Source organism: Streptomyces sp. CA-251387 (assembly GCF_050936625.1).
Classification (GTDB): Bacteria; Actinomycetota; Actinomycetes; order Streptomycetales; family Streptomycetaceae; genus Streptomyces.
Map to the genome: position 1 here is coordinate 3,387,776 of NZ_JBNJMJ010000001.1, position 23,763 is coordinate 3,411,538.

General features: G+C 73.3%; 16 protein-coding genes. 14 read left to right on the forward strand and 2 right to left on the reverse strand.

The features are described 5' to 3' along the window. Positions 1 to 97: 97 nt before the first annotated feature. The gene (locus ACQEV2_RS15035) at positions 98 to 1,408 is read right to left on the reverse strand and encodes a phenylacetate--CoA ligase family protein (protein ID WP_433040410.1); all 1,311 of its coding nucleotides are present in this window, start codon (positions 1,406 to 1,408) and stop codon (positions 98 to 100) included. 362 nt (positions 1,409 to 1,770) lie between these two features. Here ACQEV2_RS15035 and ACQEV2_RS15040 point away from each other — a divergent pair, with 362 nt between their 5' ends. The 14 genes from ACQEV2_RS15040 to ACQEV2_RS15105 all read left to right on the forward strand — a co-directional run bounded on the left by ACQEV2_RS15040 (position 1,771) and on the right by ACQEV2_RS15105 (position 23,003). Beyond that, the gene (locus tag ACQEV2_RS15040) at positions 1,771 to 2,817 is read left to right on the forward strand and encodes a ketoacyl-ACP synthase III family protein (protein ID WP_433040413.1); all 1,047 of its coding nucleotides are present in this window, start codon (positions 1,771 to 1,773) and stop codon (positions 2,815 to 2,817) included. Between the two features lie 10 nt (positions 2,818 to 2,827). Next, complete coding sequence (locus ACQEV2_RS15045) at positions 2,828 to 4,447, forward strand: (2,3-dihydroxybenzoyl)adenylate synthase (RefSeq protein WP_433040416.1); 1,620 nt, start codon at positions 2,828 to 2,830, stop codon at positions 4,445 to 4,447. Position 4,448: 1 nt separating this feature from the next. Then, a complete protein-coding gene (locus ACQEV2_RS15050; protein ID WP_433040419.1) occupies positions 4,449 to 4,718 on the forward strand; it encodes a phosphopantetheine-binding protein in 270 nt (89 codons plus the stop codon). Beyond that, the gene (locus tag ACQEV2_RS15055) at positions 4,718 to 6,202 is read left to right on the forward strand and encodes an amidohydrolase family protein (RefSeq protein WP_433040422.1); all 1,485 of its coding nucleotides are present in this window, start codon (positions 4,718 to 4,720) and stop codon (positions 6,200 to 6,202) included. Before ACQEV2_RS15050 ends, ACQEV2_RS15055 begins: the two co-directional genes overlap by 1 nt. 74 nt (positions 6,203 to 6,276) lie before the next feature. Then, on the forward strand, positions 6,277 to 7,056 hold the full coding sequence (locus tag ACQEV2_RS15060) for a 2,3-dihydro-2,3-dihydroxybenzoate dehydrogenase (RefSeq protein WP_433040425.1): 780 nt from the start codon (positions 6,277 to 6,279) through the stop codon (positions 7,054 to 7,056). Positions 7,057 to 7,203: 147 nt separating this feature from the next. Then, positions 7,204 to 7,872 (forward strand): isochorismatase family protein, encoded by a 669-nt coding sequence (locus ACQEV2_RS15065; protein WP_433040428.1) that lies wholly within the window; start codon positions 7,204 to 7,206, stop codon positions 7,870 to 7,872. Next, complete coding sequence (locus tag ACQEV2_RS15070) at positions 7,869 to 9,749, forward strand: anthranilate synthase family protein (RefSeq protein ID WP_433040432.1); 1,881 nt, start codon at positions 7,869 to 7,871, stop codon at positions 9,747 to 9,749. Before ACQEV2_RS15065 ends, ACQEV2_RS15070 begins: the two co-directional genes overlap by 4 nt. Then, the gene (locus ACQEV2_RS15075; protein ID WP_433040435.1) at positions 9,746 to 11,125 is read left to right on the forward strand and encodes a 3-deoxy-7-phosphoheptulonate synthase; all 1,380 of its coding nucleotides are present in this window, start codon (positions 9,746 to 9,748) and stop codon (positions 11,123 to 11,125) included. The genes ACQEV2_RS15070 and ACQEV2_RS15075 overlap by 4 nt, the downstream gene beginning before the upstream one ends. After that, positions 11,122 to 11,853, forward strand: a complete 732-nt coding sequence (locus tag ACQEV2_RS15080) for a 4'-phosphopantetheinyl transferase family protein (RefSeq protein WP_433040438.1) — start codon at positions 11,122 to 11,124, stop codon at positions 11,851 to 11,853. The genes ACQEV2_RS15075 and ACQEV2_RS15080 overlap by 4 nt, the downstream gene beginning before the upstream one ends. A gap of 18 nt (positions 11,854 to 11,871) precedes the next feature. Continuing rightward, positions 11,872 to 13,323 (forward strand): acyltransferase domain-containing protein, encoded by a 1,452-nt coding sequence (locus tag ACQEV2_RS15085; RefSeq protein ID WP_433040441.1) that lies wholly within the window; start codon positions 11,872 to 11,874, stop codon positions 13,321 to 13,323. Beyond that, positions 13,320 to 16,448, forward strand: a complete 3,129-nt coding sequence (locus ACQEV2_RS15090) for an SDR family oxidoreductase (RefSeq protein ID WP_433040444.1) — start codon at positions 13,320 to 13,322, stop codon at positions 16,446 to 16,448. The genes ACQEV2_RS15085 and ACQEV2_RS15090 overlap by 4 nt, the downstream gene beginning before the upstream one ends. Then, positions 16,445 to 19,162, forward strand: coding sequence for an SDR family NAD(P)-dependent oxidoreductase (locus tag ACQEV2_RS15095; protein ID WP_433040447.1), 2,718 nt, complete (start codon positions 16,445 to 16,447; stop codon positions 19,160 to 19,162). The genes ACQEV2_RS15090 and ACQEV2_RS15095 overlap by 4 nt, the downstream gene beginning before the upstream one ends. Beyond that, positions 19,159 to 20,586: a cytochrome P450 gene (locus ACQEV2_RS15100; RefSeq protein WP_433040450.1), complete on the forward strand. Its 1,428-nt coding sequence runs from the start codon at positions 19,159 to 19,161 to the stop codon at positions 20,584 to 20,586. Before ACQEV2_RS15095 ends, ACQEV2_RS15100 begins: the two co-directional genes overlap by 4 nt. Further along, the gene (locus tag ACQEV2_RS15105; RefSeq protein WP_433040454.1) at positions 20,583 to 23,003 is read left to right on the forward strand and encodes an SDR family NAD(P)-dependent oxidoreductase; all 2,421 of its coding nucleotides are present in this window, start codon (positions 20,583 to 20,585) and stop codon (positions 23,001 to 23,003) included. Before ACQEV2_RS15100 ends, ACQEV2_RS15105 begins: the two co-directional genes overlap by 4 nt. 124 nt (positions 23,004 to 23,127) lie before the next feature. Here the strand turns inward: ACQEV2_RS15105 and ACQEV2_RS15110 are convergent, their stop codons facing one another. Next, positions 23,128 to 23,724 carry a TetR/AcrR family transcriptional regulator gene (locus ACQEV2_RS15110; RefSeq protein WP_433040457.1) on the reverse strand — a complete coding sequence of 199 codons (597 nt, stop codon included), beginning with the start codon at positions 23,722 to 23,724 and terminating at the stop codon, positions 23,128 to 23,130. Positions 23,725 to 23,763: the final 39 nt, after the last annotated feature.

Sequence of the window (23,763 nt, forward strand, 5' to 3'; positions counted from 1 at the left end):
AAAGAGATGGGAGAGAAGAACGAGGGAGGACCGGGGTGCCCGGGGCGCTGGGGCCGTGGGGCACCTGAGGCCGTGGGGTACCTGAGGCCGTGGGGCGTCAGAAGTACATGACCGCCTTGTCCCAGTCCTCGCCCTCCGCGAACAGATAGCGCGCCTTGAGGATGTCGCGCTGGGCGGTGAGGGCCGTCGTCGGGACGAGGGTGCCCTGGGGCAGCCCGGTGATGCGGTGCGGGACGCCCAGTTCGCGGTCGAGGGCGGCGCCGAGTTCCTTGACGGCCTGCTCCCGCGTCGCCTCCGGGGCCTCGAACTCCAGGCGCAGCACGTCGGGGTGTGCCATGGCCCGCCAGAACATCACCTCGTGCGCGGCGGGCAGGGAGAACACCAGCTCCTCCAGCCGCTGTTGGGTGACGGTGGCGGAGCCGACGGCGTACTCGGTGCCGGCCCGGCCGAGCACCGTGACCGTCGGCAGCAGCCACCCGCAGGCGCACGGCTCGGTGGACACCTCGACCTCGTCGGCGAGGTTGTAGCGCAGCAGCGGCATCGCGTCCCGGTACAGCGGGGTCACGACCATCTGGCCGCGGCCCGCGTCCGACAGCTCGCCGGTCGTCGGGTCGTACACCTCGAAGATCGCGCGGTCGGCCCACAGGTGCAGCCGGCCCTCGGGGCACTGCCCGGCGATGGTGCCGGTCTCCGTGGAGCCGTACTCCTCGACGATCGGAATGCCGCCCCAGATCTCGCTCAGCCGGCGCCGGCGCACCTCGGTCAGCGGTTCCGCCGCGGTGAACATGGCGCGCAGGGCGGGGAAGTCCTTCTCCGGGCGCAGGCCCGCGGCCTTCGCGGCGGCCGCCAGCATGGTGATCTCGGTCGGATTGCACCAGGTGAGCGTCACGTCGAGGGACTTCAGGACGCGCACCATGCGGGACAGCGGCGTGGCGAGCGAGCGGGCGTCACCGGGGACGACCGTGGCGCCGCGCAGCCGGCCGGCGGCCTGCGCCAGGTGCCCGGTGATGACCAGGCCGTAAGGGGTGCGCACCAGGAAGGTGTCCGACGGGTGGATGCCGACCCACTTGCGGGCGTACCGCTCGGCGAGGTCGGTCCAGTCCTCGTCGGTGTAGTACGAGGCGGTGGGATCGCCCGCCGTACCGCTGGACTCGTGGTAGGTGGCGAGCTGCTCGCGCTCCACCGCGAGCATCCCGAACGGGTACTGGTCGCGCAGGTCCTGCTTGGTCGTCAGCTCGACGCCGGCGAAGTCGTCCGCGGTGCGCGGCGCGGTGCGCTCCTTGTAGCGGGCCGCGTAGAACGGCGACCGCAGTGCCTGCGCGAGGACCCTCGGCAGCTGGGACCGCTGCAGTTCGGCCAGTTCGGCGGGGCTGGACCAGTCGCCGGGTTCCGGACGCGCCCACGACATATGGGATCTCCCTCTTGTGTGCCCTGGCCGCGTGCGCGGATGGCTCGCGGCGGTTGCGCAGGCAGCAGCAGACCACCGGGGCCACGGCGGGGACGCGAGTAGTCGCCACTCAATTCGGCCACCCGGCATCCGGCCCGGCCCGGGGTGTAGCACCGCACGACGGCCCCCGCGCCCGGGGACACCGGCGCCGCGCCGGTTGAGTACCGCCCACTCATGAGGCCGTGCGCCCCCGCTGCTGTGCTTGCGCCCAGGGCATCCGCCCGTCCGCCGCACAGCTGCACGACACGTCCCCCACACGTTCCCCCACGCATGGCCCAGGACGTGCACCACGACATGCACCAGGACACGAAGGAGTCGGCTCGATGAGGACTGCGAACCTGTATCTCGCCGGGATCGGCAGCCACCTGCCGCCCCTGTTCCCGGCCGAGCGTGCGGTCGCGGAGGGGCTGTACGACGAGGAGGCCCGCCAGGCCTCGGGCATGCGGTCCGCCGCGGTCAGCGACTCCACGCCCGCCCCGCGGATGGCGATCGACGCGGCGAAGGCCGCCCTCGCCGGCTCGGGGCACGGACCGGACGACATCGGCATCCTGCTGCACAGCTACACCCACCACCAGGGCCCCGACGGCTGGTCGGCGGTGCACTACATCCTGAACAACACCATCGACCGTCCGGTGCCCGCCGTCGAGATCAAGCAGGGCTGCCTCGGCATGCTGGCCTCGCTGGACGTGGCCGCGAACCGCCTCATCGCCAACCCGACGCACGACGCCGCGCTGATCACCACCGGCGACAACTACTCCACGCCCGGCGTCGAACGCTGGCGCGCCTCGGGCCTGTTCGTGCTCGCCGACGCCGGCTCGGCCGTGGTGCTCTCGCGCCGGTCCGGCTTCGCCGAGCTGCTCGCCCTGGACTCGCTGTCCGACTCCTCGATGGAGATCCTGCACCGCGCCGGCGAGGAGCTGTTCCCGCCGGGTGTCACCCGGGGCCGCGGGCTGAACTTCGCCGAACGCGCCGAGAAGGTCCGTGAGCAGTGGGCGGCCGGGCAGGCCCCGCCCATCAAGAACTTCGGCGACCGGGTCGCCGAGGTCACCGAACGCACCCTGAAGCAGGCAGACCTGACGTGGGATCAGATCGCGAAGGTGTGCCACGTCGGTTTCGGCCGGCCCGCCTTGGAGGCGATGTTCCTACTGCCGCTCGACGTCCCCGAGGACAAGGCGGTCTGGGAGTACGTCAACACCATCGGGCACACCGGCGCCGCCGACCTCTTCCTGGGCCTGGAGCACATCTGGCGCACCGGCCAGGTCGGGCCCGGCGATCACGTCCTGCTGATCGGTGCGAGCACCGGCATGGAGGCGGGCGCGGCCGTCGTACGGATCACCGAGGCGGCCCCGGCCACCCCCGAGTCGGAGTAGGAGCGCGCAGATGCTCGAAGGATTCACCCCATGGCCGGACGAGGTCGCCCGCCGCTACCGCGAGCAGGGCATCTGGCGCGGCGAGACCATGGGCACGGTGCTGCGCAGGGCCGCACAGAAGTACGGCGACAAGACCGCGCTGATCCACGGTGAACGGCGGATCGGTTACGCCGAACTCGACCGCTGGGCCGACCGGTTGGCGGCCGGGTTCGCCGCGCACGGCGTGCGCTCCGGCGACCGGATCGTCGTCCAGCTGCCGAACGTGCCGGAGTTCGTGGCGATCGCGTTCGGCCTGATGCGGCTCGGCGCGAAGCTGGTCTTCTCGCTGCCCGCGCACCGCGCCACCGAGATCGCCCACCTCGTCGAGTTGAGCGGGGCGGTCGGCTACCTGGTGCCCGAGACGCACCGCGGCTACGACCACCGCGAACTGGCGCGGCAGGTCCGGGCCGAGACCGGCACGCTCAAGTCCCTGTTCGTGCTGGGCGCCAAGACCGAGGGCTTCGTCTCGGTCGCCGAGCTGGAGTCGGCCGTCGCCGACCCGCGCCCGCTGCCCGAGCCCGACCCGGCGGACGTGGCGTTCTTCCTGCTGTCCGGCGGGACCACGGCGCTGCCGAAGCTGATCCCGCGGACCCACGACGACTACGTCTACATGTCGGACCGCGCGGCCCAGGTGTGCGAGCTCACCGAGGACGACGTCTATCTCGCCGTCCTGCCCATCGAGTTCAACTTCGCCTTCGGCTGCCCCGGCGTGGTCGGCACCTTCCACACCGGCGGCACCGTGGTCCTCGCCGACACGCCCAACCCGATGGACTGCTTCCCGCTGATCGAGCGGCATGGGGCCACCGTCACGGCGATGGTCCCCTCGATCATGACGCTGTGGCTGGAGGCGGCCGAGTGGGCCGACGAGGATCTGTCCACGCTGCGGCTGGTGCAGGTCGGCGGGGCGCGGATGCTGCGCGAGTTCACGGAGCGCATCGAACCCACGCTGGGCGCCCGGCTGCAGCAGGTGTTCGGCATGGCGGAGGGCCTGCTCACCTTCAGCCGGCCGGACGACCCGGCCGAGTCGGTGCTCACCACGCAGGGCAAGCCGATCTCCGACGCCGACGAACTGCTCGTCGTCGACGAGGACGGCACACCGCTGCCCCCGGGCGGGGTCGGCGAGCTGATCACCCGCGGCCCGTACACGCTGCGCGGCTACTACCGGGTGCCCGACTACAACCGGCGTGCGTTCACCGCGGACGGCTTCTACCGCACCGGTGACCTGGCCCGGCTCACCGAGGACGGCGACCTGGTCATCGAGGGCCGCATCAAGGAGACGATCATCCGCGGCGGGGACAAGATCTCCGCGGGTGAGGTCGAGGACCTGCTGCTCGCCCACCCCGGCGTCGCCGCGGCGGCCGTGATCGGCGTGCCCGACGAGTTCCTGGGCGAGCGGATCTGCGCCTACCTCGTCGCCGACGGCCCCGAGATCTCGCTCGCCGACCTCAAGCAGTCCGTGCACGCGCAGGGCGTCGCCGACTACAAGCTGCCCGACCTCGTGCGCTATGTGCCCGAACTTCCCCTGACCCCCCTCGGCAAAGTCGACAAGAAGGCGCTGGCCGCACACGCCGCGTCCGAGCAGGAAGGCTGACGTGGACCTCTCTGTGTTCCCGACCGAACGCGAGCTGCGCGCGATCGTCGCGCCCGTGCTGGGCCTCGAGCCCGCCCGGATCGAGCCGGACGCCAACCTGGTGCTGCTCGGCCTGAGTTCGCTGGAGATCATGCGGCTGGTCAGCCGCTGGCGCAAGGCGCGCGTTCCGGTGGAGTTCGACGCCCTGGTCGCCACGCCCACGCTGAACGGCTGGCTCGCGCACTTCGAGACGCTGGCCGCGTCCCTGTCGACGGACCCGGGGGCGGCGTGATGACGGCCCGGCTGATCACCGGCGGCACGGTCTACACCGCCGACGCCCAGGAGTCCGTGCACGCCCGCGGCGCCGTCCTGATCGTGGACGACAAGGTCGCCGCGGTCGGCCCGGCCGCCGAGGTCGGGCAGGCGGTCGACGGGCTCGACGCGGCTGTCAGGTCCCGGCTGCGCACGGTCGACGCGAGCGGGATGATGGTCCTGCCCGGCTTCGTGAACGCCCACTGGCACGAGATGTTCGCGATGGGCTTCACCATGCGCGGGGCACTGCGTCCGGTCTCCGACCGCGAGGACCAGGTCGCGTTCATGGGGGGCGGCGGTGACATGCACCAGATCTCCGCCACCTTCGACCGCTTCGACGACCTGATCGAGGCCCTGACGCCGGACGAGGCGCAGGCGATCGCCGAGTACTCGATGTGGATCCAGCTGCGCGGCGGAGTGACGACGCTCGGCGACATGGGCTCCCTCAACCGCCCGCACTCCATGGTCGCCGCAGCCCGCCGCCTCGGCATCCGCTTCTCCGCGAGCACCTGGGCGAGCGACGCGATCTGCCCGCCCGACCGGTCGCGGTTCGTGCGCACCCGGGACGCGGACACGGTCCTCGCCGGCTTCGAGTCGCTGCTCGGCGTGGTCGCCGCGGACACCACGGGCCGGATCAGGTGCCGCCCGAACGTCTCCTACGTCACCAACATGACCGACGAGCTGGCGCGCGGCATGGCCGATCTGGTCGCCCGGCACGACCTGCCGTTCGCCACGCACGTGGGTGCGCTGCGCAACGAGGTCGAGCTGATGCGCACGTACTACGGCGAGACCGGGCTGCGCCGGCTGGCCGAACTCGGCCTGGTGGACGACCGGTTGATGGCGGGCCACGGCGCGTTCCTCGACGAGCACGAGCAGAAGCTGATGCTCGCCGCGCGGGCGCACATCAGCCACTCCCCCGGCAAGTACGGCCCCTCGGGCGAGTCCTCGCTGACCGAGACCGGGGTCGTGCCGGCGCTGCGCCGGGCGGGCCTGGACGTGTCGCTGTCGACCGACGCGGCCGCGCTGCCCGGCGCGGGGATCGCCGAGACGATGCGCGCGGCCTGGCAGATGTACAACGAGATGAGCGCCGACCAGACCGAGGTGCTGCCCACCGACGCGCTCGCGATGGCCACCCGCATCGCCGCCAAGGGGCTGCGCTGGGACGACGCCGTCGGCAGCCTGGAGCCCGGCAAGCAGGCCGACCTGCTGCTGGTCCGGGCCGACGACTGGCGCTATCTGCTCAATCCGCGGCCGCTGGAGAGCTTCCTGTGGCTGGCCGGCTCCGCGGACGTGGACACGGTGATCGTCGGCGGCCGCACCCTGGTGGAGGGCGGCCGGGGCGTCGAGGTCGACGAGGCGGCGCTGCAGGACCGCTACCTTCAGGCGCTGCGCGGCTTCACCACGCGGGCCCTGCGGGTTCCCGCCGAAGCGGTCGACCGGGTGCTGGGGCAGGTGGCCCGATGAGCGCCGGGGATTCCCGTACGACTCCTGCGACTTCTACGACTCCTACGAATCCTGCGACTCCTACGACGACGCGGATGCCCGGCGCGGACTGGTCGGGGGTCGCCGTGGTGACCGGAGCGGCCGGCGGCATCGGTGCCGAGGTCGCCCGGGCGCTGGCGGCGACCGGTGTGCCGGTGGCGCTGCTGGACCGGGACATCACGGCGCTGTGGGGGCTGGCGGCCGAGCTGGAGGGCTGCGACGGGGGCGTGCTGGCGGTGGCCGTGGACGTCACGGACAGCGCGGACGTGGATGCCGCGATCGCCAAGGTCGAGGCCCAACTCGGGCCGATCGCCTACCTCGTCAACGGCGCCGGGGTCCTGCGCAGCGGCCCGGCCAGCGAGCTCACCGACGAGGAGTGGGACGTCACGTTCGCGGTCAACGCGAGCGGCGTGTTCCACGTCAGCCGGTCGGTGGCCCGTCTGATGACTCCGCGTGGACGGGGTTCGATCGTGACGATCGCCTCCAACGCGGCCCTGACCCCCCGCACCTCGATGGCGGCGTACGCCGCCTCCAAGGCGGCCTCCGCGATGTTCACCAAGTGCCTCGGTCTGGAACTGGCCCGGCACGGCATCCGCTGCAACGTCGTCGCGCCCGGCTCCACCCGCACCCCGATGCTCACCGCGCTGCAGGGCGAGGCGGCCGAGCGCGCCTCGGTGGAAGGGGTGCCCGAGGCCTACCGGGTCGGCATTCCGCTGGGCCGGATCGCCGAGCCCGCCCATGTCGCGGACGCCGTCCTCTTCCTGCTCTCCGAGCGGTCGTCCCACATCACCATGCACGACCTGACCGTGGACGGCGGTGCGGCTCTGGGCACCTGACCGCCGGACCGTTCCCCCCAACGGTCCGGCCGCGCCCGGGGCCGATCCGCCGCGGCCCCGGGCGCAAAGCACCCTGCGCCGTCAGTAGTCCGGGGTCCGGCGAAGCACCCCACGCAAGCCGTCATCCGACCAGGAAAGGAACCCGACGTGGCGATCGCCCCGATCGACCCGTATCCGATGCCACGGCCCTCAGATCTGCCGCCCAACTCCGTGTCCTGGAGCGTCGATCCACGCCGTGCGGTGCTGCTGGTGCACGACATGCAGCACTACTTCCTCGCCCCGTTCACGGCCGGCGCCCAGCCGCACTCCGATCTGCTCGCCCACGTCGGGGCGCTGCGCGAGCGCTGTGCCGGACTCGGCGTGCCGGTCGTCTACTCGGCACAGCCCGGCGACATGACGCCCCGGCAGCGCGGGCTGCTCGCGGACTTCTGGGGCCCCGGCATGTCGGCGGCCCCCGAGGACCGCGGCATCCCCGAGGCCATCGCGCCCGGCGAGCAGGACACCGTCCTCACCAAGTGGCGCGCCAGCGCCTTCCACCGCACCCCCCTGCTCGAACTGCTCCGCGAGCAGGGCCGTGACCAGCTGATCATCTGCGGGATCTACGCCCACGTCGGCATCCTGCTCACCGCGTGCGACGCGTTCGCGCACGACATCCAGCCCTTCGTGGTCGCCGACGCGATCGCCGACTTCACGCCCGAGTTCCACCGGATGGCGCTCCAGTACGCGGCGAGCCGGTGCGCCATGACCCTGCCGACCGCGACGGTGCTTCAGGCCCTGTCGGCGGCGAACCCCGTGTCCGTAGGAGACCCCTCATGACCTCCCTGGAGGAACTGGCCGCGGGTGCACGGCCCTTCGCGGTGCTGCACCGGCCCGAGAGCGGCGAAGCGCGCCATGTCGACCTGCTGCTGGGCGAGTTCACCGAGGTGGCGGGGACGGCGCAGCTGCCGGTCCCCGACCTCGGCGAGCCCGGCACCCACGAGGTGCTCGCCGTCCTGCCGTACCGGGTGATCGGTGAGCGCGGCTACGACCACCACGACGACGGCGAGCCGGTCCTCGCGATGGCCGTGCGCGAACAGGCGCTGCTGCCCGTCGACGAGGTGCTCGACACGGTGCTCGACTGGCCCGTCGTCACCGGCGAGGGCCGCTTCGACCTCGACGACGAGGAGTACGGCGACCTCGTGCGCCGCGTCCTCGACGAGGAGATCGGCCAGGGCTCCGGCGCCAACTTCGTCCTCAAGCGCACCTTCGTCACCGAGATCCCGCACTGGTCGGCGCGTACGGCGCTGGCGTTCTGGGGCCGCCTGCTGCGCGGTGAGCCCGGCGCGTACTGGACGTTCCTGATCCACACCGGCGAGCGCACCTTCATCGGCGCCAGCCCGGAGCGCCATGTCAGCCTCGACGACGGCGTCGCCGTGATGAACCCGATCAGCGGCACCTACCGCTATCCGGCCGGCGGCCCCACCGTCGAGTCCGTGCTGGACTTCCTCGCCGACGGCAAGGAGACCAACGAGCTGTACATGGTGCTCGACGAGGAGCTGAAGATGATGAGCCGCGTGTGCGACGACGCGCACGTGGTGGGGCCGCACCTGAAGGAGATGGCCCACCTCGCCCACACCGAGTACCGCATCGTCGGCCACAGCACCCGGGACGTCCGCGAGATCCTGCGGGAGACCCTGCTCGCCCCGACGGTGACCGGCAGCCCGGTGGAGAGCGCGTGCCGGGTGATCGCCAAGTTCGAGCCCACCGGCCGCGGTTACTACTCCGGCGTGGCCGCCCTGGTCGGCCGGGACGCCGCGGGCCGGCGGCGCATGGACTCGGCGATCATGATCAGGACGGCGGACGTGGACGCGGCGGGCCGGGTCCGGATCGGCGTCGGCGCGACGCTGGTGCGCGACTCCGACCCCGCGAAGGAGGCCGCCGAGACCGCCGCGAAGGCGGCCGGCCTGCTCGACGCCCTGCACCGGGTCGCCGAACGGCGCCGCCCCGCCGGCCTCGACCGGCACCCGCGGATCCGGTCGGCGCTCACCTCGCGCAACACCCCGCTGTCGGACTTCTGGCTGGCCCCCACCCCGCTGCGCGCGGGCACCCGCGACAAGGTGCTGATCATCGACGCGGAGGACACGTTCACCGCGATGGGCGCGCTGCAACTGCGCAGCCTTGGCTACGACGTGACGGTCCGCCGCTACGACGAGCCGTACCGGCTGACCGGCTACGACCTGGTCGTGCTCGGCCCGGGCCCCGGTGATCCGCGCGAGGTGAACCACCCCAAGATCGCGCATCTGCGTGCGGTCACCGGCAGTCTGCTCAACCTGCGGATCCCGTTCGTGTCGGTGTGCCTTAGCCACCAGGTGCTCAGCTCGCTGCTCGGTCTCGAACTGCGCAGGCTGGGCTTCCCGAACCAGGGCGTACGGCGCACCGTCGATCTGTTCGGCACCCCGGAGCCGGTGTACTTCTACAACACGTTCGCCGCGTACTGCGACAGCGCGCTGCTGGACAGCCCGCCGGTCCCGGGCCCGGTCGAGGTCGCCCGCGACCCGGTGACGGGCGAGGTGCACGCGCTGCGCGGCCCCGGTTTCACCTCCGTGCAGTTCCATCCCGAGTCGGTGATGACCCGGCGTGGGGCGGCCATCCTGGACAGTCTGGTCACCGGAGCGCTTTCGCCGGTGCCTCACCGAGCGGAGCTGACGGCGTGACCCCCCTGCTCGATCCCCCCACCGCGCACGCGGTGCACACCGGCTGGCGTTCGCTCCCCGCCGGGCAGCAGCCGTCGTGGCCGGACGCCGCCGCACTGGACGCCGCGGTCACCGCCCTCGCGGCGAGTCTGCCGCTGGTGATGCCGCGCGAGTGCGACCTGCTCAAGAGCCGGCTGGCCGCGGTCGCGCGCGGCGAGGCGTTCCTGGTCCAGGGCGGCGACTGCGCCGAGGACCTGGACGCGATCAACGCCACATCCATCAGCCGCAGCGCGAGCACCCTGCAGCAACTGGCCACCGTCTTCGGCTATGTGATGTCGCTGCCCGTGGTGACCGTGGCCCGCATGGCCGGGCAGTACGCCAAGCCGCGCTCGGCCGCGACCGAGATACGGGACGGCGTGGAACTGCCGGTGTACCGGGGCGACGCGGTGAACGGGCACGCCTTCACCCAGGCCGCGCGCACCCCCGACCCACACCGGATGGTCCGCGTCTACCACAAGTCCGCCGCCACCCTGAACCTCGTCCGGGCGTACGGCGGCAGCGAGCAGGCCGGGCCCGGGCCCGCCCTCGAAGCCCTGCGGGAGTTCACCGCCGCCTCACCGGAGCGGGTCCGCTACGAGCCGCTCACCAAGGAGATCGAGCGGGCCGGCGGCTTCACCGGCACCGGGGACGGCTGGCACACGCCCGGCGAGCTGTTCATGTCCCACGAGGGGCTGCTGCTGGACTACGAGTCGGCGCTGACGCGCGTCGACACGGCCACCGGCCGCCCGTACGCCACCTCCGGGCACCTGCTGTGGATCGGTGAGCGCACCCGCCGGCTCGACGGGGCGCACGTGGAGTACTTCTCCGGGATCAGCAACCCGATCGCCGTCAAGATCGGTCCGGCCGTCACGGCGGACGAGCTGCTGCGCCTGATCGGCCGGTTGTCGCCCGAGGGTGAACCGGGCCGGCTCACCCTGGTGGTCCGGATGGGCGCTCAGAAGGTGCGGCGGGTGCTGCCCGGTCTGGTCGAACGGGTCACGGCCGAGGGCCTGCCCGTGGCGTGGGTGTCCGATCCGATGCACGGCAACACGATCGGCGCGCCGTCCGGGCACAAGACCCGCCGGTTCGACGACGTCCTCGACGAACTGGCCGGCTTCTTCGAGGTGCTGCGCGGCCTCGGCGCCCACCCGGGCGGGGTGCACCTGGAGCTGACCGGCGACGACGTCACCGAGTGCGTCGGCGGCGGCGCCGGCCTCGGCTTCGCCGACCTGCCCATGCGCTACCGGTCGGTCTGCGATCCGCGGCTGAACCGGGACCAGTCGCTCGACCTGGCCTTCCGGCTCGCCGAACTCCTGGAGGCCGCGCGGTCGCCGGGTGCCTGGGAGACGCTGCGATGACCGACCTGTGGCTGTTACCCGAACAGGTCGTGGACGGGTTCGTCGAGCGGCTCGGCGGCGAGCGACTGCTCACCGCGGAGGAACGGGCCCGGCTGGACCGGATGCTGACGGAGCGTCAGCGTCGACAGTTCCTCGCCGGGCGGCTGCTGTGCCGGCACGCACTCAGCGCCCGCACCGGTCACCCACCGGACGGCTGGCGGTTCCCGACGACCCCGCACGGCAGGCCGGAGCCCCGGCCGGGCCGGTACGGCGTGCGGTTCAGCGTCTCGCACACGGACGGGCTCGTCGCCTGCGCCGTCACGGACGGCCGGGCCTGCGGGGTGGACGTGGAGCACCAGCCCCTGTCCCTGGAGTCCGCCGCCCATGTGGCGGCCTTCTTCGCTCCCGCCGAACGCGCGGAGCTGGCCGCCCTCCCCCGGGCCGAGCGCCTCGACCGCACCAGGGAGCTGTGGGTGCTCAAGGAGGCCTATCTCAAGGGCCTCGGCACCGGGATGCGCCGGAACCTCGACGGATTCTCCTTCGCTTCCCGTACCGCCGCCCGGATCACCGTGCACGACCCGCAGCAGCCCCCGGCCACCGGCTCCGGCTGGTGGTTCGAGCTGCTGCGGCCGACCTCCCGGCACACCCTCGCCCTCGCCGTCCGGGGCGGCCGCCCCGGGGAGGTGCGCCGGTTCGACCTGGCCGATCCGACCGGCCTGACCGCGCTGAACGCCGTATCAGGTGTCTGACGACCTCGGGAGTCCCCCATGAAGCAAGACCTTGAGCTGACCGTCGCCTTGTTCCCCGGACAGGGCGCCTACCGTCCCGGCGCCCTCGCGGCGCTCTGGGAGCGCGGCGCCGACGTCGTGCGGGGCACCTTCGAGGCGGTGGACGCCGTCGCCAAGGAGCGGCTCGGCCAGGCGGTGTCCCCGGTGCTGTTCCGGCCGTCGCCGCCGAGTCCCGCGGCCCTCCTCCAACAGGCCCCGGACATCCTCCAGCTGGCCGTTTTCGCCACCTCGGTGGCCACGCACCGGTTGCTCGCCGAGCGCGGCGCGCAGCCCTCGGTCCACCTCGGGCACAGCCTGGGCGAGGTGGCCGCGCTGACCTGCGCGGGCGCCTACGACCTGGCGGACGCGGCGGCGGTGCTCTGCGAGCGGATCTCCGTCGTACGCGACCACGACCGCGGCGGGGGTTCGATGCTCGCGCTGCGCTGCGGCCGGGAGCGGGCCGAGCGGCTCGTGACCCTGATCGACCACCCCGACCTGGTGGTGGCCGTCGACAACGCCGCGGACCAGACCGTCGTCTCCGGCCCCTCCGACGCGATCGGCACGGCCGCGGACATCGCCCGGCAGCTCGGCATCACGGCGACGCCGCTGCGTTCCCCGCACCCGTTCCACAACCCGCTGCTGGCGGAGGCGCGCCGTGAACTGGCCGCCCGCATCGGCACCTTCCGGCGCCGCCCGACGACCGTGCCGGTGTACTCGCCGATCCTCGGCCGCTTCTACCGCGACGGCGACGACCTCGCCGACCTGCTCGCCCTGCACCTCGTGACCCCCGTCGCGTTCCGTACGTCCGTCGCCGCGCTGCACTCCGCCGGCGCGCGGACCTTCGTCGAGGTGGGCGCCGGGCAGGTGCTGACGAGCCTGGTCGCTGGGGCCCACCCGGGCGTCCACACGGCGGCGCCGCTCGCGGGCCGCGACGAGGAGGAAGGCCTGACGGCAGCAGCGGACGCGCTGCGGGAGCCGCTGAGCCGGGCCACGGCGGTGCATCCCGTCACGGTGGCCCCGGGCGGAATCCCGGTGCCGGTCCCGGCGGTGCCGAACCCCGAGGCCCGCGAGACCCGTGAGGCCGCCGACGCCCGCGAGGCCGTCGGCGCCGCCGGTCCGGTCCGTGCCGCCGGTGAGGCCGCGCCGCCCTCACGCGAGGTGCCCGCCGCGGTGGACCGCGGTGAACTCGCCGGCCGAGTCCGGGCCTTGTACGCCGAGGCGATGGAGTACCCGGAGGAGGTGTTCACCGACGACGTGCTTCTGGAGGCGGACCTCGGTGTCGACTCGGTGAAGCAGACCGAGCTGCTGAGCCGTATCGGCGACCGCTTCGGCCTCGGGGTGCCCCCGGCCGGACTGCGCGTGGCGGACTACGACACCTTCGGCAAGGTCGTGGACTTCGTGGCCGAGGGTGCCGCGCGCGGCGCCCTCGCCGACGGCACGGCCGCCCGATGAGCACCGGGACGCCCATGGGCCACGGGGAGGCCGAGTTCGCCGGGCGCATCGCCCTCGTCACCGGCGGCGCCGGAAGCGTGGGCCGGGTCATCGTGGAGCGGCTCGCCGAGCGCGGCGCCACCGTGCTGCTCAACTGCTTCCACTCCTACGACAGCGCCAAGGAGCAGGCGCGCCGCCTGACCGAGCGGGGCCTGGACGTACGGGTGATCAGGGCCTCGGTGGCCCGGCCGGCACAGGTGGAACGGATGTTCGCGGAGATCGGCGAGGCGCACGGCCGGCTCGACATCCTGGTCAACAACGCGGCGGCGGGCTCCTTCGTGCCCTTCGAGGAGATCACCGAGGACCTGCTCGACCGGACCTACACCACCAACGTCAAGGGCCCGCTGTGGTGTGCCCGTTACGCCCGTCCGCTGCTCGCCCGGGCCGTCGGCCAGGGCGGGGCGGTGGTCAATGTCTCCTCCCTGGGCTCGGTCACCACCCCGGCGAACTATCTGCCGGTGGGCATCTCCAAGGCCGCGCTGGAGTCACTGACCCGCTATCTCGCGGCGGAGCTCGCCGAGGACCGGATCCGGGTGAACGCCGCGTCCTGTGGGCTGATCGACAACCCCGTCGGCCAGATGTTCCCCGCCTTCGACGACGTCAGCGCCAACACGGTCGCGGCCACACCGCTCGCCCGCCTCGGCCGCCCCGAGGACCTCGCCGAGGTCGTCCTCTTCCTCGCCGCGGACCGCTCCGGCTGGGTCACCGGACAGACGGTCCTGGCGGACGGCGGCCTGACCCTGCTGCGCTCGGCGATGTCACCGACGCCGAAGTCCTCGACGGCGAGCCGGCCCGTGCCGACGCCGGAGACGAAGGCCGAGGCCACCGAGGTCACCGTGCCCGCCGCGGCTCCCGCTCACGAGCCGGAGCCCAGGCCCGACGAGACCGACAAGACCGTCGAGGTCGAAGAGGTCGACGAGGTCGACGAGGTCGACGAGACCCGCGATCCCATCGCCGTCGTCGGCATGGGCCTCGCGGTCCCCGGGGCCTCCTCTCCGGAGGAGTTCTGGCGACTGCTGCTCGAGGGCGGCGAACTGTTCGTCCAGGCGCCGGCCGACCGGTGGGACATCGCCCGCTTCCACGACCCGGACCGCAGTGCGCCGGACAAGACCTACCAGCGCCGGTCCGGGTTCATCACCGACTTCCGGCCGCACGAGAGGCTGCGGGAGGAGGGACTGGCGGACGCCGGGCTCGACCACACCGCGCTGTGGCTGCGGCACAGCCTGCACCAGGCGCTGGAGGGCGTCCGCCGCGGCCCCGGCGACCGCTACTCCTTCTGCGTCGGCTACACGCCCGACGGCAGCCAGCACCTGGAGGAGGCCTTCGTGCTGCGCGCCGCGCTCGACACGCTGGCCGAGGACGGCGACGACGCGGCCGAGGGGCCGATCGCAGAAGCGCTGCGGCGCCGCTTCCGCCGCGGTGACGACCCGTCGGCCGGGTACCTCCCGCACCGCATCGGCCAGGACGCGATGGCAGGCATCCTTCCGTCCGGCACCCGGCTGCACATGGTGGACACCGCGTGCTCCTCCTCGCTCTACGCGATGGATCTCGGGGTGCGCGACCTGCTGTCCGGGCAGAGCGACATCGCCGTCTGCGGGGGTTCCTTCGCCCTGGCGCCGAGCGGCTCGGTGCTGTTCGCCAAGCTCAACGGGCTCTCGGCGGGCGGTGCGGTGCGCGCACTGGACGCCGGGGCGGACGGTGCGCTGTTCTCCGACGGCGCCGGTCTCGTCGTACTGAAACGGCTCTCGCGTGCCCGCGCCGACGGGGACCGGGTGCTCGGGCTCCTGTCGGCGATCGGTCTGTCGGCCGACGGCCGCGGCAAGGCGATCTACGCTCCGGCGCCCGCCGGCCAGGAACTCGCCGTCGAACGGGCCCTGGAGCGCGGCGGACTCGCGCCGGACGACATCGACTGGATCGTCGCGCACGCGACCGGCACGCCGGCCGGTGACGAGGCGGAGTTCACCGGCCTGCACGCGCGGTACGCGGGGGCGCGCCCGACGTACGTCACCTCCAACAAGTCCCTGGTGGGACACAGCGGTTGGGCGGCCGGCGTGGTCTCCGTGATCCACGCGCTGCTCGCGCTGCGGCACGGCACGATCCCCGCGCAGTACCGCTTCGAGCGGCTGCCGGACGCGCTGACCGGGCTGTCCGGGGCGCTGCGGGTGCCACGGGAGCCGGTGCCGTGGCCGGCCCGGGCCGACCGCCCGCGCCGGGTGGCCGTCTCCGGTTTCGGCTTCGGCGGCACCAATGCGCACCTGGTCATCTCGGAGGACCACCGGGCGGCCGCCCGGTCCGGGACCCCGCTCGCGCTGCCCGCCCCCGTCGAGGAGGATCTGGTGGTCGTGGGCTGGTCGTCCCGGCTGCCCGGCGACCCGGACGCCGAGGCGGTCGCCGCCTGGGCCGCGGGCCGGGGCCCCGGTCCCGAGCCGTCCTTCGGCGCCGTCTATCCCGTCCCGCCGTTCCAGGAGCTGCGCATGCCGCCTCCGACGGCCCGCACGACGGACCGCACCCAGTTGATGCTGGTGCGCTGCATGCAGCAACTTGACGACGCCGTACGGGAGTTCTGCCTGAGCCATCGCACGAGGGCCGGAGTGGTGGTCGGTCACACCGGCGCGACCCGCAACGCGCTGCTGTACAAGACCCGCGCGTACCTCGACGAGATCGCCCATGCCGTGGCGGGCGCCGAGGAACCCGCCGTCACGGGGAAGTTCCTCCAGCGTCTTCGGGAGCGGGCCACCGGTCTGATCGCCGCGCCCACCGAGGACTCCTTCCCCGGCGAGATGCCGAACGTCATCGCCGCCCGTCTGTGCAACTACTTCGATCTGCGCGGCCTCAGCCTCACCGTCGACGCGGGCCAGGCCTCGCTCCTTGAGGCCTTCGACGTGGCCGGCCTGTACCTCGGCTTCGAGGAGATCGACGTGGCCCTCGTCGCCGGCGTCAACGGCACGGCGCTGCCCGGCTGGAACGACACGGACGGACGGCCCGCCGCCGAGGGCGCGTTCCTCTTCGCCGTGACCCGCCGCTCCCTCGCCGAGGACGCGGGCCTTCCCGTCCTGGCCGTCATGGAAAGGAGCCGCGCCGCATGAGCGCCCCGCACCGCAGCACCACCCTCCTGGGCGCCGAGGGCGCCCGCGAACTGATCGCCTTCCTCACCCGGGCGGAGACGGACACCGCAGGGACGGACACCGCAGGGCCGGACACCGCAGAGGCGGTCACGGCAGCGGCGGACACGACAGTGCTGGAACGGGCCGTGCAGAAGGACGGCCCGGTCCACCGGCTGACGTTCCGCCGCGCGAAGGCGGCCGCGCCCGAGCCCACCGGCTCCGCCGAGCCCCACCTCCTCGATCGCCACGTCCTGCGCCTGGTCCCGGCCCCCGCCCGCTCCGCCGCTCCGGCGCCGGACCTCTTCCCGCCCGGCACGGCCCTGCTGACGAACACGCGCGACCATGTGTCCGGCGTCGAGTCGCTCCCTCTCGACGACACCCTCGAAGCCACCGTCGGCCGCGCACGTCCACGGCACATCCGCGTCCTCGTCGACCTGCACCACGAGGACCAGGCGCCCTCCGAGGCGCTGCTCGACCTGCACGACGCGCTGTTCCGCACGGCGAAGGCCTGTGTCACGGCGGCCTCGCGGCCGGAGTCGTTCGTCGTGGTCGTGCTCGGCGGGGTCGGCGCCAGGCGGGTTCCGCACCCGTGCGCGGGACTGTTCACCGGGTTCGCGAAGAGCCTGGCACTGGAGTGGCCGGGCACCTCGGTCCTGGCCGTCGTGCACGAGGCCCGCGACCTGATCACGGCGGAGCCGGACGCGGCCCGCGAGACCGTCACCGAGCAGCTGCTGCCCGTCGTGTACTACGCGGGCGGCACCCGGCTGCTGTGGCAGGCCGTCGTCGACCCGGGCGAGCGCGCCGAGCCGCCGGTGCCTCGCGGGGACTACACGGTCGTCGCCGCCGGGGGCGCCCGCGGCATCGGGGCCGAACTGCTGCTCGCCCTGGCCCGACGCGACCGGCCCCGTCTGCACATCATCGGCTCGACCGACCCCGGCGCGGACGAGCCCGACGCCCGTCTGGAGCGCAAGGACTTCATCCGGATGCGCACCACGGGCCCGGAGCGGCTCACCGTACGCGAGGCGAACCTGGCGTACGACCGCCTCGGCTCCGCCCGCGAGGTCCGCGACCGGCTGGCCGCCCTGCGGAAGCTGTGCGGCGCGGACCGGGTCACCTACCACCTGTGCGATCTCCGCGACGAGGAGGCCGTACGCCGGGTCGTCCGCCGGATCACCGACGCGGAGGGCACCGTCGAGCTGCTGCTCAACATCGCCGGCACGAACCGTGCCGCGTCGGTGGAGCAGAAGCGGCTCAAGGACTTCCGTACGGTCCGCGATCTGAAGGTCCGCTCCTACGCCCACCTCAAGGCGGCGTTCGGCGACCGGCAGCCGCGACGCTGGTGCAACTTCGGGTCGTTCGTCGGGTTCACGGGCCAGACGGGCGAGACGGACTACGGCGCCGCGAACGACTACTTCAACACCGCCGCGCTGTACAACTCCTCGCGCGGCACACGGGAGTTCACCCTCGGCTGGACCCTGTGGCGGGACGTCGGCCTGGGCGCGACTCCGCTGATGCGGGCCTTCCTGGCCAAGAGCGCCCAGTTCACCGCCATGCCCACGGCCGAGGGCGTCGACCACTTCCTGCACGAGCTCGACCAGGCCGAGCAGCCCGCCGCCACCGTGTTCTTCGGCGCCGCGGAACGCGCCGCCATCGAGGCCGCCGCCCCGGGCTACCTGGACTTCTGCCGCACCCCGGCGGAGCCCGCCCCGGCCGCCCCGCGACTGCCCGACTTCTACGTCGACGACATCGTCGACCGTGCCCCCGGCCGGCTCACCGTCGTCCGCGCCTTCAGCCAGGACCGCGACGCCTACCTCCACGAGCACGTCGTCAACGGCTACCCCACCCTGCCCGGCACGTTCGTTCCCGAACTCGCCGCCGAGGCCGCCATGCACCTCGTGCCCGGTCGGGTGCCGGCCGTCATCGAGGACGTCCGACTCGAATCCTTCCTGCGCGTCTACAAGGCGGGGCGCGAGGAGGTCAAGCGCGTCAAGGCACGGCTGATCGACGACGGACCGCAGGAGTCGGTCGTCGCGGTCGAGGTGACCGGTGACGTCCTGGCGCCCGACGGGCGTCTGCTGGTGAAGGACCGCCGCCATTTCACCGCGCGCGTCCGGCTGCGTGACGAGCCGGTGGCGCCGCCACGCTGGGAGCACTGGGACGACCAGGGCGCCGAGCCCCTCGCCGATCCCTATCACGTGCCGAATCCGGCCGTCCTGCTCAGCGGCGTCTTCGTGTCCACCGCGGACACCCGCACGCACCCGAGCGGCCGGCGTGCCCGGTACGCCCCCGACCGGCCGGGTGTCGAGCGCTGGTTCTCCGGGCTCGTCGTGCCGTCCGTGCTGCTGGACGGCCTGGCCCGGGTGTGCGTCCTGGACCGCGCCGAACTGCCGGGGCACGGTGGCGGCTGGACCCCGCTCGCCGTGCCGCGCACGATCCGCCGTATCGACCTGTACGGCGGCCACACCGACGCCTCGCTCGCCGCCGCCGGCACCCGCGTCGAGCTGTACTCACTGCCCTCGCGCCTCGACCTGGAGAGCGACGAGAGCAACCGGGCCGTCGCGGTCACCGCGGACGGGGACGTGGTGCTCCAGATCAAGGACATGACCGGCGTCGTGCTCGGCCATGTCCACCAGACCACCGGCGCCTACCTCGAACGTGAGCGCCGCACCTCGAAGGGCCGGGAGACGACGTCATGACCGGTGAGAGCACCTCCCAGGCCCGCGGCACCGCCCCCGGAACCGGCGCCCGCTGCCCGGTGACCGGAGCCGTCGCGGGCGGCGCGCCGCCGAGGGAGCCCGACGGGCCGACCGGCCTCCCGCTGGCCTGGCCCGTCGTCGGCTCCACGATCCTGTACGCGGCCGACCCGCCGGCGTTCGTGCTGCGCGCGCAGCACGCCCACGGCACCGTCGTGAAGCTGCCGATGATCCCGCACAACCCGACCGTGCAGGTCACCGACCCGGAGGGGATCCGGCGGATCCTGCAGGGCAACGCGGACAACTACCGCCGCGGCGTCTACTACGAGGCGTTCGAGTTGTTCATGGGCCACGGCCTGCTGACGCTGGACGACGCCGACTGGCGGGGGCACCGCAAGGTCGTCAACCCCGCCTTCACCCCCAACGCGATCGCCGAGCGGGCCGCCGAGACCGACGCGGCCGTGACGGACCTGACCGACCGGTGGGCCGAACACGCCCGCACGGGGCGGCCGTTCGACCTGTACGCCGAGTCGATGCGGCTCACCTGCCGGGTCATCGGGCACGCCCTGGTGGGCCGGGATCTCTCCCGGGACGGCGGCGAGTTCGCCCGTGCGCTGTCCGTCGCCCTGGAGGCGATCTTCAAGGAGGTCGGCTCCCTGGAGAAGATGGTCCCCTCGTTCGTCCCCACCCCCTACCGCCGTCGCGTCACCCGCGCCCGGCGCACTCTGGAAGAGGTCGTCGCCCGGGCCGCGTGGGACGCCGACCAGGGCTCCGGCGGCGAGGTCGCCGCCCTCATCCGCGCCTCCGACCTGCCGGAGGACGCCTTCTGGTCGGACCTGGTGACCCTCATGCTCGCGGGTGTGGAGACCACCGCGCTCGCGCTGGCGTGGACGCTGCACGAGACCGCACGCCACCCCGGGGTCCGCGACCGGCTGGAGGAGGAGGCCGACCGGGTGCTCGACGGCCGGCTGCCCACCGCGACGGACCTCGACGCCCTGACGTACACCGGTATGGCCGTCGACGAGGCGCTGCGCATGCACCCTCCGGTCTGGCAGTTCCCCCGCCAGACCATCGAGGACGACGTCCTGGCGGGCCGTCACATCCCCGCGGACACCCCGGTCCTCATCTCCGTGTACGGCGCCCATTACAACCCCGAGCAGTGGGAGGACCCGCACCGGTTCGACCCGGAACGGTTCCGGCCGGGCAGCTCCCCCGCACGGGACCGGTCCGCCTATCTGCCGTTCGGGGGCGGGCGCCGGCAGTGCATCGGCAAGAAGATGGGGCTGGCACTGCTGCGCCAGACGGTGGCCGCGGTACACGGCCGCTTCCGGCTCAGCCCGGTCGGCGCCGCGCCGCGGTCGGGCGCGTACATCACCCTCTTCCCCAAGAAGGGCATCCGTGTGACGGCCGAGGAGCGCCGACGATGACCTCCACCGCCGGACCGGCGCCGGCCGAGCAGCGGTGGCACCCACTGCGCCCGCACCTGTCCTCCTTCGACCCCGACGCCTTCGTCCGCCCCGTGGACCGTTTCGTCTGGGAGCCCGTGGAGGTCCCGCACCCCGGCCCGGAGGCGGACGAGCCGCTCGCCGGGCGGTCGCTCCTGGTGGCGGGCGAGTCACCGGACCTGGTCGCCGCCGTCGGCGCGGGGCTGGAGCGGCGTGGGGCACGCGTGGTGCCGTACACCCCTGGCAGCGCACTGCCCGTCGAAGGCTGGGACGGCATCGTCGACCTCAACGTCGTCGGCCTGACATACGAGTTGGGTGACACGACATGGCAGCCGGCGCTCGCCCGCACCACCGAGGCCGTGCGCGGCGCCTACGGCCGCTGGGCCGCCGAACGGCGCTTCGGCCGGCACGTCTATCTCGCCGTCACCCACCTCGGCGGGCTCGGCGGGCACGGCGCCGGACCGGTGCCGCAGCCGCTCGGCGGCATCTGGGCCGGGCTCGCCAAATGCCTGCCGCGTGAACTGCCCTCCGCCGGGGTCGTCGTCGTGGACGTCGACCGTGCCGAGCCGGAGCCGATCGCCGAGGCGGTCGCCCGCGAGTACGTGCGCCCCGAGCACTTCGAGGTCTGCTACCGGGACGGACGGCGCCATGTGCTCGCGGGGCGGCCCGCCCCGGTCGTGCCGCCCGGTTCCGCCACGGCTCCCGGTCCGGACGACACCGTCCTCATCACGGGCGGTGCGCGCGGTGTCGGTTTCGCGGCGGCGCGCGCCTTCGCCGAGGACTTCGGCTGCCGGGTGGTGGTCACCGGACGCGGCGAACGACCGGCACCGGACGCGAGCACCGGGCTGGACGACGAGGAGTTCGCCGGCTGGCGGCGTGGGCGCCTCGCCACCGCCAGGACACCGGCGGAACTCGCCCGCGTCCGCCGCGAGGTGCGCCGGGCGGAGGAGAACCGCACCGTCCACCGCAACCTCGCCGGTGCGGCGGCCGACGGGCTGCGCATCGACTATCTGCGCTGCGACTGCACGGACGCCGACCAGGTCGAGCGGGTCTTCGCCGCGCTGGGCGACGGACCGACGCACGTCGTGCACAACGCCGGCATCGACGAACCGGCCCGCTTCGACCGCAAGTCCGCCGACGAGGTCGTCCGCACCGTGGACGTCAAGGTCACCGGCTTCGCCAACCTGGTCGCCGCGATCCTCGCCCGTCCCGAACGCCGGGCCCGGCTGCGGCTGCTCAGCAACGTCGGCTCGCTCGCGGGCCGGATGGGCGGCATGGTCGGGCAGATCGACTACGCGGCGGGCAACGAGGCGCTGGCCCGGCTGGGGTTCTGGGCGCGGGACAACCTCGGGCTGCCCGTGCAGACACTGTGCTGGCCGACCTGGGAGCGGCTCGGTGTCATCGCCAACTACTCCGCCGCCGTCCGGTACGTCTCCACGCTCGACCCCGCCGAGGGCACCCGCCGCTGGAGTGCCGAACTGGCCTCCGGGCACACCGGCGAGACGGTCTTCCTCGGCCGCATCGGCGCCGTCCTCTCCCCCGGCCAGCTGCGCGGCTTCGGCATGCTCACGGGCCATCCCGATCTGCCCCGGCTGCACGCGCTGGACCACTGTCTCGGCGAGGTCGAGGAATACGAGATCTTCCGCTCACTGCGCACCACACTGACCCTGACGGCACGTCACCACCCGTGCCTCGCCGAATTCCACGTCGGCACGGAGCTCGCCGTACCGGTCAGCGTCGTCCTCGAGTACGCGGTGGCCGCCGGCGACTGGGTGGTACCGGAGGGCTGGCCCCTGCTGCACCTACGGGAACTGCGCGACCTCCGCATCCACCTGGCGGGCCTGCGCTTCACCCACGGCTCCCTCACCCTGCACCGCGAGGCGCGGGGCCTCCATCGCGCCGGCGAGTGGTGCGTGGACGTCACACTCCGGGACACCGGGGGCACGGACGTGGCATCGGTGACGCTGGCCTATGGCGAGAGCCCTGCGGTCCTCACCGGGCGTCCGGCGGCGGGACCACCAGGCGTGCCCCCGCAGCGCGCCAAGCCGGACCCTGACGCACCGCGGCCGCACCGTGGGCTGCTCCGCTGGGCGGGCGTGGTCTTCCCGGAGTGGGACGGCGAGGTGCCCGCGGTGCTGCCCGCCGATCTGTGGACCGTGCCCTTCCCGCCCGACCCCACGGTCGACCCCGCAGCCGTGGAGGCACTCGTCCGCGCGGCCGACCACAGCTCCCCCAGGACCGCCCCGGGCACCCTGACCATCGGCAGCCTCCGGCTGTCCCCCGGCGCTCAGCGCGTCGAACGCCTGCACGCCGAGGCGGAGGCGGGGAGCTGGACCGGCAGCCGCGCGGGCGTCACGGTCCTGCTGGCGGAAGGCGTCGGGATCGGGATCTCGGACTGACCCCACTGCCCCACGGGGCCTCACACGCCCGCCGACGACAGGCCCGGAGCGCCCTTCCGGACGACAGGCCCGGAGTACTCCCCCTCCGGGCCTGTTCGCATCCGCCAACCACACCGGCCGCCGCTCAGCCTGCCCGCCACCCCGTCACCACGGCACGCAGCGTCCGCTCGTAGGAGTCGGCGATCGACAGCCCCGGCGGCTCGTTGCCCGACAGCTCCAGGGACACCAGGCCGTGCGCGGTGGCCCAGCAGGACAGCGCCACGACCTCGGCCTCGAGCTCGGTGGTGAACTGCCCGGCCCGCTGCCCCCGGCGCACGGCGTCGACCAGCGGCTGGTACATCTCGACCTGCTCGCCCTGCCCCTCCGCCGTCGGCTCGAACTGGGCCGGACTCTCCGTGAAGAGGATCGCATAGAGGTGCGGATTCGCGAGCGCGTATTCGCGATAGGCCATTCCGAGGCGGATCACATCGTTCGCCGGGTCATCCGTCGAGCGGACGGCGGCCAGCCGCATCACGAAGAGCCGCGCGGCCTCCTCGTAGAGGCTGGCCAGCAGACCGGCCTTGTTGCCGAACAGCGAGTAGACCGCCGTGGTCGAGGTCTTCACGTCCGCCGCGAGCTGCCGCAAGCTCAGCGCGGCCGTGCCGCGGTCGAAGACCGTGGCGGCCGCGCGGTTGATGAGCCGCAGTCGAAGCGCTTCGTCATGTGTCTTGAGCCTGGCCATCCCCCCACAGTATGACAACAGCGTTATGAATGACCCCTG

Excerpts from the sequence above, each read along its gene's own strand:
- ACQEV2_RS15035 (WP_433040410.1), bottom strand. The coding sequence starts at position 1,408 with ATGTCGTGGGCGCGTCCGGAACCCGGCGACTGGTCCAGCCCCGCCGAA.
- ACQEV2_RS15040 (WP_433040413.1), top strand. The coding sequence starts at position 1,771 with ATGAGGACTGCGAACCTGTATCTCGCCGGGATCGGCAGCCACCTGCCG.
- ACQEV2_RS15045 (WP_433040416.1), top strand. The coding sequence starts at position 2,828 with ATGCTCGAAGGATTCACCCCATGGCCGGACGAGGTCGCCCGCCGCTAC.
- ACQEV2_RS15055 (WP_433040422.1), top strand. The coding sequence starts at position 4,718 with ATGACGGCCCGGCTGATCACCGGCGGCACGGTCTACACCGCCGACGCC.
- ACQEV2_RS15060 (WP_433040425.1), top strand. The coding sequence starts at position 6,277 with ATGCCCGGCGCGGACTGGTCGGGGGTCGCCGTGGTGACCGGAGCGGCC.
- ACQEV2_RS15070 (WP_433040432.1), top strand. The coding sequence starts at position 7,869 with ATGACCTCCCTGGAGGAACTGGCCGCGGGTGCACGGCCCTTCGCGGTG.
- ACQEV2_RS15080 (WP_433040438.1), top strand. The coding sequence starts at position 11,122 with ATGACCGACCTGTGGCTGTTACCCGAACAGGTCGTGGACGGGTTCGTC.
- ACQEV2_RS15085 (WP_433040441.1), top strand. The coding sequence starts at position 11,872 with ATGAAGCAAGACCTTGAGCTGACCGTCGCCTTGTTCCCCGGACAGGGC.
- ACQEV2_RS15090 (WP_433040444.1), top strand. The coding sequence starts at position 13,320 with ATGAGCACCGGGACGCCCATGGGCCACGGGGAGGCCGAGTTCGCCGGG.
- ACQEV2_RS15095 (WP_433040447.1), top strand. The coding sequence starts at position 16,445 with ATGAGCGCCCCGCACCGCAGCACCACCCTCCTGGGCGCCGAGGGCGCC.
- ACQEV2_RS15100 (WP_433040450.1), top strand. The coding sequence starts at position 19,159 with ATGACCGGTGAGAGCACCTCCCAGGCCCGCGGCACCGCCCCCGGAACC.
- ACQEV2_RS15105 (WP_433040454.1), top strand. The coding sequence starts at position 20,583 with ATGACCTCCACCGCCGGACCGGCGCCGGCCGAGCAGCGGTGGCACCCA.
- ACQEV2_RS15110 (WP_433040457.1), bottom strand. The coding sequence starts at position 23,724 with ATGGCCAGGCTCAAGACACATGACGAAGCGCTTCGACTGCGGCTCATC.